Origin of the sequence: Streptomyces sp. NPDC006309, assembly GCF_040613095.1 — a bacterium.
GTDB lineage: Bacteria > Actinomycetota > Actinomycetes > Streptomycetales > Streptomycetaceae > Streptomyces.
In genome coordinates this window covers 107,483-122,430 of record NZ_JBEXRO010000004.1, presented here as the reverse complement: position 1 = coordinate 122,430, position 14,948 = coordinate 107,483, and the positions used below count along the sequence as shown (strand labels likewise).

The window sequence follows — 14,948 nt, the reverse complement described above, 5'->3', positions numbered from 1 at the left end:
CGTCCATACTGCCGCCGTGGAGCAGCGCATAGGAGCGAGCAGCAAGCCGTCGGAGGGCGAGCCGTTGAACGCCGAGCCGTTGAAGGCCAAGCTGGTGAAGGCCGAGCCCGTGACGGGCGCCGGTTTCGACCCGGCCTACATCCCGGGCATCACGGGCCCGTCACCTACGGGTCCGCCGGCGAAGGACTCGGCGGCCGGCAAGCCGGCGGCCGAGGACCCGGTGTCGGACGATCCCGTGACGGACGACCCGGTGGCGGACGACGCGGTGGCGGACGATCCGGTGGCCGCCGGGACGACGGCCGCCGGGACGACGGCCGACGCGGCGGACGGCGAACAGCCGGCCGAAGGACCGGTGTTCGAGGCGTCCGACCGCCGGGCCCGGATCGTCGCCGACCACCGGGGGATCCGCCTCCGCCTGGACGAGGAGGACTGCGAGTTCGGCTGGGACGAGATCGCCGCGGTGGAGACGGAGTCGCCCCGCTTCGGCAAGCGCTTCACGGTCACCGTGCACACCCCTGACCGCCGCTGGTACCCGATCGAGATCGAGGCGGCGGCCAGGGCGCGCTTCACGGAGTGGGAGTCGGCACTGGACGCGGTGCTCGACGCCTACTTCGAGGAGGCCTAGCCGCTAGCCGCAGTACTGGGCGGCCTTGCCGATCGCCCGGTACATGCAGTCCGCGTTCTCCAGCAGCTGCAACACGGCGTCCTTGTTCCGGGAGGTCTCCCGCTCGATCACCTCGTCGGGCGGGTAGAACCCGCCTCCGCCGGACGCCGGATACATCTCGAAGGTGTAGTCGAAGATCTTCTGTGTGCCCCACAGATAGTCGTCGATCGACCCGTCGGTGATGTACAGGTCACTGGACTGCTCCGGCGTGTACCCGTTGCTCGCCGCCATCTTCTGCCCCACGGCCTTGTACGCGGCGGCGTCGTCCGCGGTCATCCCGGACGCCGTGTCCGCGTACGTGTACCCGAACGGCCAGAGCACCAGCTCGCTGTAGGTGTGGAAGTCGATCCCGGCCTTGATCTGCTGCCGCCCGCCGACGACCCGGCTGCGCACGAAGTCGGCGACGACCCGCACCTCGGGCGCGGACTCGGCGGCGGACCCGCGGTAGGTCTCCGAGGACGTCGACCCGGAGGAACCGCCGCAGCAGCCCCACTTGTAGTCCCAGTTCCGGTTGAGGTCCGTACCGACGTACGACGAACCGGAGTTCGGCTGCCGGTTCTTCCGCCACGACCGGTAGGACCCGCTGGCGATGTCGTACTCGCCCCCGTCCGGGTTCAGGTCCGGGACGATCCATATCTCCCGGCTGTTGACGAGGTTCGTGATCCGGGAGTCGGTCCCGTATCCCGCGCCCAGCTCCCGCAGCAGGTACAGCGCCATCTCCACGGTCAGGTGTTCGCGCGCGTGCTGGTGGGCGGTGAACAGCACCTCGGGCTCGTCCTCGTCGGTGCCGACGTTGTCACTGACCTTGATGGCGACGATGTCCCGCCCCTGGTACGACTTCCCGATCACCCGCCGGCTCATGATGCCCGGGTAGGCGGCGAGCCGCTGGTCGATCTCGGCGTTCATCTCGGCGTAGTTGTGGTACTTCGAGTCGGCGCTCGGGAAGTCGTACAGCCGGGCTCCGGCCCGCTGCGGCGCGGCGCCCAGGGGCTGGACGTCGTACCCCAGCCGGCGCAGCCGCCGGATCTGCTCCGCCCGCCCGGAGACGACGACGGTCTCCTCGTCGGCCTCGTCGACGGTGACCCCGGTCGCCTGAATGGCCGTACGGGTCACGGGAGTCGTGCTCTGATGGATCTCGTACTGCCGGACGTCGTCACCGGAGGGAGCGGCCCGGCGGACACTGTCGGCACTGGCCTGACCGACGGCGGCCGAGACGGGGGCGGCGAGGGCGAGGGCGAGCAGGGCGCCGAGGGCGGCGGTACGTCTGCCGCCGGGCGCGCCGGAGCCGCGGATACGAAGTCGCATGAACTCTCCTTGGGTCTCCAGGGATTCCGGGATCGCCGGAAGTGGGGGACGGAGCTGGGGAGCTGGGGGGTGCGTCAGTGCGACGTGCTGATGCGGACCCGCCGTGAGGCGTTGCTGTGAGTCCGCTGTGCGGGCTGGCGCTCATGGTGAGGGGTTGGCATGCCTGGGTCAAGTACGCGTAAGGGGTGGAGGGCCGGGGGGCACCGACATCGGCCACCTCCCATGCGAAGGGGGGAGCCGGAGTGTTCCGTCATCGACGAGCACACCGTGGACGCGGACGAATGGACCGGCGCCTTTCGCGCGTGCGCCCCGCCCCGTGAGGCGCTGCCGCGCGCGGTGGGCATGCGGACAGCGCGCCGTTCCCCGGGGGGAAGGGCGCGCTGCCGGTGGGCGAGGTCAGTCCTCACCGCCGCACGGACGGGCGGGGATCAGCGACGCTCACCGTGCCGTCCGCCGTCGCGGTGGTCGTCACCGCGGTGATCACGGTCGTCGCCGCCGTCGCCGCGGTGCTCGCGGTGGTCACGGTCGTCGCCGTCGCCGCGGTGTTCGCGGTGGTCGCGGTCGTCGTCGCCCCAGGACACGGAGTCGACGAAGCGGCCGCGGTCGTTGCGGAGGGTCGCGGTGTCGTGGTCGTCGCCCCACACGGACTGGCGGCGGTCCTGGTAGAGGTCGTTCCGGTTGTCCCGGCCGAACCCGGTGTGCACGCGGACGGTCGCGTCTCCCGCCAGCCGGTAGTACCGGAAGGTGTAGGTGTGGCCGTCCTCGTCGGACAGCGTCCACCCGTCGAGGTTCACGGCTCGGCGGCTCTCGTTGGCGAGCTCCACCCACTCCCGGTTCAGGGGGCGCTCGAAGCGGTCGTGGCGGACCGACGAGGAGTGCTGCACGCCGCTGATGACCACCTCGGCGCGGTGCGAGCGGTGGTGGTCACGGTCGACGGCCGAGGCCGGCAGTGCCACGGCACCCACGACGGCGGCCGCCGCCACGGTGGCGGCGGCGACACGGCGGGCGGTGACGGATACGGAAACGGACACGAAGTCCCCCTTCGCAAGGGCTGTACACACCCCGCTGCCGACAGCCCGGGACGGACCGGTGCGGCGAAGTGCGGTGTACGGGTGGCGGCCGGTCGGCCGCACATCCACACCATGCAGCGGCGCACGGGCCGATCACCGAGACGCCGGGCACCGTTACGATTCGCGCACATATCTGTGACTCATGGATGCAATGTCCACGTATGAGACGCATTGCCACTGAGCGCCCAACTCACGAACACGACACGACACCCCTCACCCGAAAGTGGGTAACAGGGGGGTGGGCGATGTGGCGTCGCGCGCAGCCACAGGGACCGTCCCTCAGGGGGCGCTCTCGACGCTGAAGCCGGCGCGGGCAGCACGCCCTCGGATGTACACGGCCCGCATCCGCCCGTCGGCGACACGCGGGCCTTGACCGAAGAAGGTCCGCCCTGCGCAAGAGCGTCCGGTCAACTCTGGACTCACTGGCAGAACGCGATGGGATGAGTGGCGCGGAAGGTGCCCTCATGCCTGGATGCTTCAATGATTCTCCGTTCGCCTGTAATGGTGCTGTATCGCCCTAACGAAATTCCTCCTCGAGGATCCAGTACTCGGCTCCTTCCCTGCTCACCGCACATACCTGCTGGCCGCTCAGATCCCGTGCGACGAAGAGAAGGTCACCCTCCGGATCCTGCAATGAAAAGAGGTTGGTTGCACTGGTCAGTCTTACGTGGAACCATCCATGTTCCAGGCTGCCGGCGGCGAGGAAAGAATCGTCCTCGTTCAGAACTCCTGTTCCGCGCGCGTTCCTAGTCCAGGCCTCATTGACTCGCACGGCGAGGTCGGGTGTGTCGCGGGGAATGGTCTCGACAGGCTGCGCCTCTACGTTCACTACTCGGTGAAAAGCTTCGATAACGGTCGGACCGGTCCCGGAAAATGTTCCGATCACCGCAAGGCCTGCATTCTCGAAACGGCGCTTGATTTCATCGCTCAATGTGATACTCGCCTACTCGTCGTAAAAGAAATGATGGTCTCCGCCGGGCTTGTTCAATGCGCGGTAACGCTCCCTTGTTGCATATCCTTCCGCAGAATTATCCCATCCGAAATTGACTGCACCTCTAGCGTGATCTGCGGGGCTGAAGCCTTTCGGTGTGCCGGCGTGGAAATGCGGCCCGGCCGGGTCGTGTGTATGTTCGACGATGACGCGTGAACCGTTCTCCGTTTCGAACTGCCGAAAACGCCCCCAGTGGGTCAAATCGGGGGCGTAAGCAAATCCGGGGCTATGTTTGAGTGTTTTATCCCCCATGACGATCCACTCCGCGTCAGGCACCGTGCCGTACGGCACGCCTGCTGTTTCGAATGCTGCGCGTTCGGCGTCTTCTCGCCGACCGAAGGGATTTCCCTTTTCCCCTTTAGGGGGACAGTCTGGCGCCAACCCAAGAGAGTCGGTCCACGTGAGTGGGTTGTCGACGTATATGGCCGGGTTTGGTGTTGGTGTCAATCCAAGAGGATCCGGCGTCAGGTATCGTGCCGTTTCCGGGTCGTAATGGCGGAAGTAGTTGTAGTGCAGGCCCGTTTCCGGGTCGTAGTACTGGCCTGGGAAGCGTAGGGGTGTGTACGTCGTGCTGTTTGTCGACCACGCCGTTGTGCCCCACAGGGTGCTACGGGTGTGCCAGGCGATGGCGCCCTGTTCGTCGATCAGTTCGGTGGGGGTGCCGACCAGGTCGGTGACGATCGCGAAGAAGCGGGAGTCGATCTCCTGTTGTGGCGCGTCGGCCGCTGTGATGCGTTCCGTCTGGGACAGCGGGCGCAGGCCCTGGTGGTCCCAGGTGAGGGTGACCGGGTGGGGGAGGCCGGCGGAGGTTGTCGTCTGTTCGCAGAGGGTGGTGCCGTCCCACGTGAAGGTCACCCGTTCCAGCACCGTTTCGCCGTCGTCCGCCATGCGGAGTTTCGCCGTGCGGCGGCCGAGGGGGTCGTAGGTGTAGCGCCAGCGGGTGCCGTCGGGGGTCACCACCGAGGTCAGGCGGTCCTCCGCGTCCCACTCGTAGCGCCAGGTGTCCGGCTTGCGGGACAGGCGGGTCTTGCGGCGCAGGGTGATGCGGCCCAGCGCGTCGTGTTCGTAGCGGACGTTGCCGGCCCGGGTGATGCGGGTGCCCGCGTACGAGCGGGAGCCGGCCGCCTCCGCGCCCGGATGGTCCGGTGGCCAGGACGCCCGGGTCTGGTTGCCCGCCTCGTCGTAGGCGTACCGCTCCGTCCACCCCGCCGCGTGGACCGCCGTCACCCGGCCCGCCGCGTCCAGGTCGAAGTGGCGGGAGCCGGAGAGCCGGTCCTCGATGCCGGTCAGGTTGCCGTCGGCACGGTAGGTGTACGCCCGGTGCTGGACCGTGCGGCCGTGTGCGCCGGTCACCGACTGGGTGCTCAGGCGGCCCAGCGCGTCGAAGGTGTGCTCCAGCGTGATCGCCCCGCCGACCTGGCGGGTCAGTTCGCGGCCCGCGTCGTCGTACGTGACGTCGATGGCACGGCCCGACGCCACCATGTCCGTGCGGCGGCCCGCCGCGTCGTAGGACCAGGTGGAGACGGCGCCGGCCGGGGTCGTGCGGCCCGTGCGGCGGCCCAGGGTGTCGTAGGTGTACGTGAGTGTCCGGCCGTCGACCGTCTCGGAGCGCAGGCGGCCGTGGCGGTCGCGCAGCAGCGTCAAGGTCGTGCCGTCCGGGCCCGTCGCCCCCGCGAGCTGGTCGGTCAGGTCGTAGGCGTACGTGGTGACCTGGCCGGCCGCGTTCTTGCGGAGGACCTGGCCGAGTTCGTCGCGTCGGAACGTCACCTCCTCGCCGAGCGCGTTGCGGCGGGAGGCGAGGCGTCCCGCCGGGTCGTAGGTGTACGTCAGCACACGGTCGTCGAAGTCGGTCTCCGCGCGCAGGCGGCCGGCGGCGTCGTACTCGTACGTCCAGGTCAGGCCCTGCGGGTTCGTGACCCGGGTCAGACGCAGTTCCGTGTCGTGGTCGAACTCGTAGCGGACGCCGTCGGGGCCGGTGCGGGCGGTCAGCAGGTCGAAGTGGGTGTACTCGAAACGCGAGACGCCGCCGAGCGGGTCCGTGTGGGCCGTGCAGTTGCCCTCGCCGTCGTACGTCCACGTCTCCGTCGTGCCGTCGGGGGCCGTACGGCGGGTCAGGTGGCCCTCGACCGACCAGGCGAGACGGGGCACGGCGCCGGTGGGGTCCGTGATCGCGGTCGGCAGGCCCAGGGCGTTCCGTTCGTGGCGCACGGTCGCGCCCAGCGGGTCCGTCACCCCCACCGGGAGGCCCGCGCGGTCACAGACGACCGTCGTCGTGTTCCCCGCGGGATCCGTCACCGAGGCCAGGTGGCCGGCCTCCGTGTACGTGAAGCGGGTCGTCCGGCCCGCCGCGTCCGTCACCGAGGTGCGGTTGCCCCGGTCGTCGTACGTCCGGTGGATCACCGTGCCGGCCGGACTCACGACCTTCACCGGCAGGCCCAGCTCGTTGTACTCCGCCCTTGCCTCGCGGCCGTCCGGGCGGACGACGCGCGTGAGGTTGCCGGTCCCGTCGTACTCGAACGTCGTCGTGCGGCCCAGCGCGTCCGTCGTGGAGCGCAGATGGTGGTGGCGGTCGCGTACGTGGCGGACCGTCGCGCCCAGCGGGTCGGTCTCCGCCACCACCTGCCAGGTCTCGTTGATCAGGTAGCGGTGCGTGTGGCCCCGGGCCGTCGTCGCCGTCGTGGTGCGCAGGCCCGTCACGGGGTCCGGGTCCCCGTACGTCAGGCGCACGGCCATGTGGCCCGCCGCGCCGCTCTGGGCGGTGCAGCGGTCCTGCTCGTCGTACTCGTACGCGTAGCCGCGGTCGTTCGTGTCCGTCCAGGACGTGACACGGCCCCGCTCGTCGTACGTGAAGCGCAGCGGGAGGCCCGAGGAGTTGACGACCTCGGTGAGGTTGCCGTCCGTGTAGCCGAAGCGCTTCAGTTCCTCGCCGGTGGCGGTCAGGTGGTACGCCGTGACGCGGCCCGCGTCCGTGGTGATGCGGACGCCCTGTCCTGCGCTCGTGAAGACGCCCAGCGGCGTGCCCCCGGCGTCGTACTCGAAGGTGATCCAGTTGCCGTTGCGGTCGTCCACCTGTTCCAGGACCGCGAGGCCGGGGCCGCGGTCGGCGAAGTGCCAGGTGCGGTGGGTGCGGGGGTCCGTGATCGTGTAGCCGTCCGCCACCCGGTCCAGGGGGAGGCGGGGGCCGTGGCTCGCCAGGGTGGGCAGGCCCGGCGCCGGGTGGGGGTACGACAGGAGCCGGCCGTCCTCCGTGACGAGGACGACCCCCTCCGCGTCGATCTCCAGGCGCTGGTCCAGCGTGGAGGACCAGGACGGGCCGAACCACCGGCCCAGGCGGTAGCCGGACTCGACCCGGCGGGTCAGGAGGAGCGGCAGCACGCTGGGGAGGGTGACGTCCGTCTGCGGCAGGTACATCGTGCCGGTGGCCACGTTGACCGGGTCGCCGCAGCCCTTGGCGCTGTGCTCGTCGTGCGAGTGCCGCGGAGGATCGTGGTCGACCGTGTCCCGGGCCGACCTCCCCGCCGTGCCCTCCGCCCGCGCCCGTGCCTCCCGGGCCGCCGCCGCTTCTGCCGCCTGGCGCGCGAGGCCCGCCTCCGCCGCGTCCTTCGCCAGCCCCGCCTCCACGCCGAGGCCGTCGGTGCCGAAGAACTGGGGGATCATGCGGCCGCCGAACTCCGACGGGTCCTTGCGGAACTCGTCGTACATGGTCTTCGCGGTCCGCTCGGGGTGCGTGCCGCTGGAGACCAGGCCGGAGAGCGTCATGCTGACGTTCTGGAGGTAGGCGGCCGGGTGGGTGATGTTGTAGGGGTCGGCCGGGTTCAGGCCGCGGACGAAGTCGACCAGGCCGGCCGTGCCCTTGAGGGCGCCGGCCGTGACGTGGGCGAGTTCGGTGGCGGTGGACTGGAAACCGTCGGAGAGGTCGTGCTCGACGCGTTGCAGGGGCGGTGGTTCGGCGGGGGCGTGGGCCAGGGCCGCCTTGACCTTGCCCTGGGCTTCACAGGCGGCGGTGTTGCGCTGCTTGCGGGCCTCGGCCAGCTTGTGGTGCGCGGCCTGGACGACGGCCTTGCCCGGGTCGCGGAACGGGCCGGGTCCGGGGCCGGGATCCTCGCCCGCCTCGGCCTTGGCCTTGTACGACCGGGTCTGCCGCTGGTAGGTCTCGAACGCCGCCTTGGACGCCTTCACGCCCTTGTTGTAGAGCTCCACGGCCTCCCGGGCCTGGCCCTGCGCCCACTTCACCGTGTCGGCGTACGACTCCAGCGCCCCGGCCGCCGTCCCGCACGCCTCGGCGGCCTGCGCCCACTTGGCGGGGTGGACGCCGAACTTCTTGCGGAAGGCGTCACCGCCCTCGCCCTGCCAGCCGGAGGAGTCGACCTTCCTCAGCCCCTGGCCGACCTTGTCGAACGCGCCGTGGAAGTCCCGCAGGTGCTTGGCGCTCTCCCGGATCTTCGCCGGGCTGCCGTGGACGAGTTCGTCCGCCTCGTCGCTCTCGCCGAGCTGCTGCTCACCCGGGGTCGCGCCCAGGTCGGAGGCGATGCCGTCGCCCCAGTCCTCCACCACGTCGGCCCATTTGTGCGCCCCGAGGTGGTCCAGGCCCTCACCGATCTTGTCGGTGGCGTAGTCGACGCCCTTGCCGAGGAGCTTCTTGCCGCCGTCGACGAGATCCTCGCCGCCGCTGAGCAGCGAATCGGTGATGTCTCCGATGCCCATCAGCCCGCACCGCCCTGCCGTTCGGCGGCGGCCTCGGCGCGGGCCTCGGGGGAGGGGCCGAAGGTGTCGTCCAGCAGCCGGCCGTACCGGTCGTCCGAGATGCCCAACGTCTCGTGCAGGTCGGCGGGGTTCAGGCCCGCCGGTGCGACGGTGTGCGGGGTCATCACGTCGCGTCCGGCGTCCTTCCAGCCCTGCACGCTGTTGTCCCGCGCCTGTGCGAAGGACTCCCTGCTGTAGTCGACATCACCGCCGAACGCGCCCGACGTGGCGATGTCGCCCCAGCCCTTCTTCTGCACGTCCTCCTCGGAGGTGTACGGATTGCCGACGGCCGCGTTGGTGACCACCTTGAGGGTGCCCTCGACGTACCGGTCGTTCTCGTAGTAGGTGCCCGCCGCCAGACGCGTCTTCATCGCGAAGCCGTTCCCCTCGTCGATCAGCGAGCGCACGCCCCACTCCCAGCGTTCGCAGAACGACGTGAAATCCCCCGTCAGCCCCTCGTGGCCCAGTTCCAGCCCGGACAGGGCGATCCTCCCGAAGCCGCGCCCGGCCCCGGCATCCCCGACCATGCCCAGTTCCCCGAGTTCGCCCAGGGCGTCGGTCAGGCCCTTGGCGATCAGGTGCAGGCCGCCGGCCTCGAGGTCCTTGCCGCTGTCGGTCACCGCTCGTCCCCCGTCTCACCGCCGGCGTCCACCGCCACCGCGTCCGGCACGACCCCGCGCACCGGGGGGAACAGCGTTCCGCCCGCACCGTCCGCGCAGTCCAGCGCCACCCCGCACACAACCCCCGTCGCCGGCACGGCCGCGTCCAGCAGACGGGCACCCAGCCACCGCTGGTACGGCCACTCCCGGCCGCCCTCGCCCCGCGCGAGCGCGAACCGGGCCAGAGCCGGCTCGTCCGAGAAGGCGTAGAACCAGCGGACGCCGCCGAAGTCCGCGGTCAGCGGGCTGCCGTCCTCGGCGTCGAGGGGGACGAGTACGGCCGTGCGCCGGAACTCGCCCAGCAGGACGGCGGCGAACGCGCGGCGCCCGCGTTCGACGGCGTCGGCGGCGGGGATGCCGGATGCCTCCGCGGCCCCGCTCTCCTCCCGCTCGGACACGGTCGGTTCCGCGTAGTCGTACAGCCGTGACCTGCGGGCATGCGCCGCCGCGTTGGCGTCTCCCCCGTGCTCAGCCATGCCCGGGATCATCACATTCCGACCCTGGCCACCGCAACGCGGTACCGGCCCGACCGGCCGGGTCCGGCCAGCAGCCCCCGCACGCGACAGCGCCCGGACCGTGGGGGGTCCGGGCGCCGGTGCCGCCGTGCGGGTCAGGTCACGGCAGGGCGTGCACGTGGGCGCCCACCGAGTTGGACCAGGCGTTGCCGGACGCCGCGTCCCAGTTGGTGGACCAGGCCATCGCGCCGCGCAGGTCGGGGTAGGTCCTGGAGGGCTTGAAGGTGCCGCAGCCCGTGCCCTTGGCCAGGCAGTCCAGGGCGTTGTCGACCACCGTCGGGGAGACGTAGCCGCTGCCCGCGCCGCTCGGTGACGCCGGCAGGCCGAGGCCCACCTGGGACGGGGCGAGGCCGCCCTCCAGCTGGATGCAGGCCAGCGCGGTCAGGAAGTCGACCGTGCCCTGGCTGTAGACCTTGCCGTCGCAGCCCAGCATGGAACCGCTGTTGTAGTACTGCATGTTGACGACCGTGAGGATGTCCTTCACGTTCAGGGCCGTCTGGAAGTAGGCCGCGGACGTCGACTGCATGTCGATGGTCTGCGGGGCCATCGTGAGGATCAGGGACGAGCCCGCCTTCGCCGACAGCGCGCGCAGCGCCTGGGTCATGTAGGTCGCGTTGAGGCCGTTCTCCAGGTCGATGTCGACGCCGTCGAAACCGTACGTCTGCATCAGCGAGTAGACGGAGTTGGCGAAGTTCGTCGCCGAGGCCGCGTCGCTCACCGACACGGAGCCCTTCTCGCCGCCGACCGAGATGACGACCTTCTTCCCGGCCGCCTGCTTCGCCTTGATGTCGGCCTTGAACTGGTCGGCCGTGTAGCCGCCGAGGCCGGCCGAGTCCAGGCTGAAGGACACGGCTCCCGGGGTGGAGGTCGCGTCCGCGAAGGCCACGGCGATGATGTCGTAGGCGGAGGGGACGTCGGACAGCTTCTGGACGGTCGCGCCGTTGTTGAAGTTCTGCCAGTAGCCGGTGACCGCGTGCTTGGGGAGGGTGCCGCCGCCTCCGCCACCGGTGCCGGCGGACGTCGTGCCGGTCACGGACGCCGACTTGGCCGACTCCCCCGCCGCGTTGGTCGCCGTGACCTGGAAGGTGTACGCCGTCGAGGCGGACAGGCCGGTGACCGCCGCGGACGTGCCGGTCACCGCCGTCACCTTGGTGCCGTTGCGGTAGACGTTGTAGCCAGTGGCGCCCGACACCGTGGACCAGGACAGCGACACCGAGGAGGACGTCGTGCCGGTCACGGACAGGCCGCCCGGCGCCGCCGGGACCGTCGGGGCGGGGTCGCTGCCGCCGCCACCGCCGCCGTCGGGGCCGTAGACCGAGACGTCGTCGGCGTAGTAGGCCGCCTGGCCGTACCAGCCGTGGGTGTAGACGGTGACGGACGTCGTCGACGCGCCGGTCGTGAACGTCGTCGACAGCTGCTTCCAGGAGGAGGAGTCGGGGGTCCACGTGGAGACGTCCGTGGTGCCCGTGCCCGTCACGCCGAGGTAGGAGTAGCCGCCCTGCACCCACGCGCTCAGCGTGTACGTCGAGTTGGGCTTGACCGCCACCGGCTGGGTGCACTGGGCGCTGTCCTGACCGGCCGGAGTCGCCTTGAGGGCGGCGGAGCCGCCGTGCGCGGGGGAGGAGACCGTCGTACCGCTGCCCGCCGTACAGGTCCAGTTGGCCAGGCCGGACTCGAAGCCGGCGTTCCTCACGTTGTTGACGTCCGCCGCGGAGGCCGGGGTGGCCGCGGCGAGGCCCGCGACCGAAAGGGCGAGGGCGGTGGCGGCGGACCACGTCGCGAGCCGCCGTCCGCGGGGTCTGGGTATGCCTGGTGCGCGGTCCACAGGGAGCCTTTCGGTGGGGAGTTGGCGGGGAGAGGGGGAGAGCGCGGTGGCCACCGCTCGCCTCCCAAGTTGGTCCAGACCAATCGAGGTGTCAAGAGGTCCAGACCAAACACGTTTCCGGACGGAGGATCAACCTGTGCCGGTTTGAAGGGACTTGCGCCGGGAGACTTCCACACCGGCTCCACAAACGCTGTTCTCCGGCCATACGCCCGTGGATACAGTGCTCAGGTAGTCACGCAATGAAGTCGCCCGGCGCACGGGAGTCACACCGGTGGGCCGGAAGGTGTGAAGAGCGGGGAGCTGCGCGTGCCAACTGCCATTGCCGTGACCAGTGCCGACATGGCACTGCCGGCACAGGACGAACGGACCATGCCCGCCGCCGTGCTGAGCGGCCTCGACGACAGACCGCTGGACCACGCGCTCACCGAACTGCACACCCTCACCGAGCAGTACGGCCATGTCGTCGTCGTCTGCTCACAGGCCACCCCGGAACCGGTCGTACGGCGGCTGTACACCCTGCGCTCGCTGCTGGAAAGTGACCGTATCGCCCTGTTCCGGCCCGGGCTGCCGCCCCTCGCCGTCGCCGTCCTGGCCCGGCAGCTGCGCCAGCTCGCCTCCTGCGACCTGAGCCCGGGCGTGCTCGCCTCCGCCGGACGGCTGCTCACCCACTACCTCCACGCCGGAGCCGTCCTCGGCTCCGTCGCCAGGCTGGACCGGGTGCCGGTCGGACTCAAGGCGCACGCCCGGTCCTGGGTGCCCGGCAGTCAGTTCGCGGTCCTCGCCCACCCCGAGCCCCAGCTCGTCAGGGTCGCCCCCGACGCCACCCTGGACGGGCCCGAGTTCGGCACCTGGATGCTTCTCGCCAAAGGGCAGTTGCAGAGCGACTGGGCGGCCGGACTCGGTACGGCGTGGAACGTGCACGGCCTGCGCGAGACCCCACTGCCCGCCGAGTCCCCGGTGTGGTGGGGGACCGGCCGCCTCGTCGAGTTCTGCAGCTACCTCGCCGACCTTTCCGTCCTCTACCAACTGGTCACCTCCGTGCGCCGGACCAGCTGCCACTGGTGCGGCATGGACGTCATCGGCGACCGCTGCGTCTTCTGCTCCGCCACCCCGCCCGCCCACGAGCCGCCCCGCGCACCGGACCGGCGGACGCCCGCCTGACCGGCCCGGACACCGCCCTCACATCCCGCTCGACCGATTCCCCCAATGAGGTTGCACGGTTCATGAACTCCCGTCAGCGCCGCGGCGTGATACTCCTGATCCTGTCGGTCCTGTGCGCTCTCGGCGCGTTCGCCGGCGTCCTCTCCGTCGTCCACGACGCGAACTCCAAGGTCGGGCCCGAGGTCACCGCCTACCGGGTCAGATCCGAGGTGCAGCCGTACACCACGCTGGACGCGGGCCAGTTCCAGCGGATCCGGATGCCCAGGCGGTGGCTCTCCGACCGCGCCGTCACCGACCTCCGCCAGCTCCGCGGCAAGATCGCCGTGACCACGCTGCACCCCGGCTCCCTGCTCCAGACCGACATGATCGTGGACCGGCCCGCCCTCCGGCCCGGCCAGCAGGAGGTCGCCATCATGATCGACGCGGCGACCGGCGTCGCCGGCAAGATCACCCTCGGGGCGCGCGTCAACGTGTACGCCACCTTCGAGGGGAAGAAGGACAGCGACCCCGACCAGTCGAAGATCATCGTCACGAACGCACGGGTCCTCGACGTCGGCCGGATCACCGCCCTGAACCCCGACCGCGACAGGACCCAGCAGCCCACCGAAGCCGTCCCCATCACCTTCGCGCTGTCCACCATCGACGCCCAGCGCATCACCTACGCCGAGTCCTTCGCCCAGCGCGTCCGGCTCGCGCTCGTGGCCCCCGGCAGCGAGACCAGCGTCCCCGACAAGGACCGCACCTACGAACTCGCGACGGACAAGTGAGAGGCGGCCATGCCCACCAGGATCCTCCCGGCCGGCGCGGACCCGGACGCCGTCCGCTCCCTCGTCACCCTGCTCAGCCAGCTCCCCGACGCCGAACCCCAGCCCCCGGCCGGTGACTCCACCCAGCTGGTCGACACCCTCGCCCGGCTCGCCGCCGAATCGGTCGAGGAACTCCCGGAAGTCGTCGTCGTCCACGAACGCATCGGCCCCGTCCCGGCCCTGGAGCTGATCCGGGAGATCGCCCTGCGCTTCCCGGCCGTCGGCGTCGTCCTCGTCACGACCGACGCGAGCCCCGGCCTGTTCGCCGCCGCCATGGACGCCGGCGCCCGCGGCCTGGTCGCGCTCCCCCTGTCGTACGAGGAACTCGCCGGCCGCGTCCAGGCCGTCGCCCAGTGGTCGACGGGCGTACGCCGTCATCTCGGCCACGGCGCCGACGTGACGGGCGGGGCCGGCGGCACGGTCGTCACGGTCAGCGGCGCCAAGGGCGGCACCGGCGCCACCCTCACCGCCGTCCAGCTCGCCCTCGCCGCCCAGGCCTCCGGCCGCGCCACCGCGCTCCTCGACCTCGACCTCCAGACCGGCGACATCGCCTCCTACCTGGACATCCAGTTCCGCCGCTCGGTGGTCGACCTGGCCGCCATCACCGACATCTCGCCGCGCGTCCTCGCCGACGCCGTCTTCCGCCACGACACCGGACTCGCCCTGCTCCTCGCCCCCGGCGAGGGCGAACGCGGCGAGGAGGTCACCGACCGGGCCGCCCGCCAGATCGTCAGCGCCCTGCGCACCCGCTACGAGATCGTCGTCGTCGACTGCGGCTCCCAGCTCAGCGGCGCGGGCGCGGTGGCCGTCGAGATGGCCGACACCGCGCTCCTGGTGACCACCCCGGACGTCATCGCCGTACGCGCCGCCAAACGGACCGTACGGATGTGGGACCGGCTCCAGATCCGCAAGGCCGAGGAGACGACAGTGGTCGTCAACCGGCACGCGCGGAACACGGAGATCCAGCCCGCCCTGATCCGGCGCATCACCGGCACGGCAGTCGCCCGTACCGTCGTCCCCGCCAACTACCGGGAGCTGCAAGGGGTCGTGGACGCCGGGCGGGTCCACGAGCTGGACGGCAGGAGCACGGTGAAGCAGGCGCTGTGGGCGCTCGCGGGGGAGCTGGGGCTCGTGAAGGCGGGCGAGGGCGCCCACCGCGGCACGGGCCGCGGAGCCGCCGGACTGCGACGGCGGAAGGAGTGAGCGGCC

At 70.9% G+C, this 14,948-nt stretch carries 11 protein-coding genes; 4 read left to right on the top strand and 7 right to left on the bottom strand.

The window, feature by feature from the left end:
• Positions 1–16 precede the first annotated feature (16 nt).
• On the top strand, positions 17–625 hold the full coding sequence (locus tag ABZ117_RS07585; RefSeq protein WP_356818373.1) for a hypothetical protein: 609 nt from the start codon (positions 17–19) through the stop codon (positions 623–625).
• Between the two features lie 3 nt (positions 626–628).
• Here the strand turns inward: ABZ117_RS07585 and ABZ117_RS07580 are convergent, their stop codons facing one another.
• From ABZ117_RS07580 to ABZ117_RS07550, 7 genes are all read right to left on the bottom strand, one after another.
• On the bottom strand, positions 629–1,969 hold the full coding sequence (locus ABZ117_RS07580; protein WP_356818371.1) for a M14 family metallopeptidase: 1,341 nt from the start codon (positions 1,967–1,969) through the stop codon (positions 629–631).
• 428 nt (positions 1,970–2,397) lie between these two features.
• Entirely contained in the window at positions 2,398–3,000 is a 603-nt protein-coding gene (locus tag ABZ117_RS07575) for a lamin tail domain-containing protein (RefSeq protein WP_356818369.1), read from the bottom strand.
• A gap of 556 nt (positions 3,001–3,556) precedes the next feature.
• Positions 3,557–3,970, bottom strand: coding sequence for a hypothetical protein (locus tag ABZ117_RS07570; protein WP_356818367.1), 414 nt, complete (start codon positions 3,968–3,970; stop codon positions 3,557–3,559).
• 12 nt (positions 3,971–3,982) lie between these two features.
• On the bottom strand, positions 3,983–8,734 hold the full coding sequence (locus ABZ117_RS07565) for a putative T7SS-secreted protein (protein ID WP_356818365.1): 4,752 nt from the start codon (positions 8,732–8,734) through the stop codon (positions 3,983–3,985).
• Positions 8,734–9,393 carry a hypothetical protein gene (locus ABZ117_RS07560; RefSeq protein WP_356818363.1) on the bottom strand — a complete coding sequence of 220 codons (660 nt, stop codon included), beginning with the start codon at positions 9,391–9,393 and terminating at the stop codon, positions 8,734–8,736. Before ABZ117_RS07560 ends, ABZ117_RS07565 begins: the two co-directional genes overlap by 1 nt.
• Positions 9,390–9,908, bottom strand: coding sequence for a hypothetical protein (locus tag ABZ117_RS07555; protein WP_356818361.1), 519 nt, complete (start codon positions 9,906–9,908; stop codon positions 9,390–9,392). The genes ABZ117_RS07560 and ABZ117_RS07555 overlap by 4 nt, the downstream gene beginning before the upstream one ends.
• Before the next feature lie 139 nt (positions 9,909–10,047).
• Entirely contained in the window at positions 10,048–11,772 is a 1,725-nt protein-coding gene (locus ABZ117_RS07550) for a glycoside hydrolase family 18 protein (RefSeq protein ID WP_356818359.1), read from the bottom strand.
• A 339-nt stretch (positions 11,773–12,111) separates the two neighbouring features.
• Here ABZ117_RS07550 and ABZ117_RS07545 point away from each other — a divergent pair, with 339 nt between their 5' ends.
• The 3 genes from ABZ117_RS07545 to ABZ117_RS07535 all read left to right on the top strand — a co-directional run bounded on the left by ABZ117_RS07545 (position 12,112) and on the right by ABZ117_RS07535 (position 14,942).
• Complete coding sequence (locus ABZ117_RS07545) at positions 12,112–12,933, top strand: hypothetical protein (protein WP_356818816.1); 822 nt, start codon at positions 12,112–12,114, stop codon at positions 12,931–12,933.
• Between the two features lie 62 nt (positions 12,934–12,995).
• Positions 12,996–13,700, top strand: a complete 705-nt coding sequence (gene cpaB, locus ABZ117_RS07540) for a Flp pilus assembly protein CpaB (protein ID WP_356818357.1) — start codon at positions 12,996–12,998, stop codon at positions 13,698–13,700.
• 9 nt (positions 13,701–13,709) lie between these two features.
• Entirely contained in the window at positions 13,710–14,942 is a 1,233-nt protein-coding gene (locus ABZ117_RS07535; protein ID WP_356818355.1) for an AAA family ATPase, read from the top strand.
• Positions 14,943–14,948: the final 6 nt, after the last annotated feature.

Excerpts from the sequence above, each read along its gene's own strand:
- ABZ117_RS07580 (WP_356818371.1), bottom strand. The coding sequence starts at position 1,969 with ATGCGACTTCGTATCCGCGGCTCCGGCGCGCCCGGCGGCAGACGTACC.
- ABZ117_RS07565 (WP_356818365.1), bottom strand. The coding sequence starts at position 8,734 with ATGGGCATCGGAGACATCACCGATTCGCTGCTCAGCGGCGGCGAGGAT.
- ABZ117_RS07555 (WP_356818361.1), bottom strand. The coding sequence starts at position 9,908 with ATGGCTGAGCACGGGGGAGACGCCAACGCGGCGGCGCATGCCCGCAGG.
- ABZ117_RS07545 (WP_356818816.1), top strand. The coding sequence starts at position 12,112 with ATGGCACTGCCGGCACAGGACGAACGGACCATGCCCGCCGCCGTGCTG.
- cpaB (WP_356818357.1), top strand. The coding sequence starts at position 12,996 with ATGAACTCCCGTCAGCGCCGCGGCGTGATACTCCTGATCCTGTCGGTC.
- ABZ117_RS07535 (WP_356818355.1), top strand. The coding sequence starts at position 13,710 with ATGCCCACCAGGATCCTCCCGGCCGGCGCGGACCCGGACGCCGTCCGC.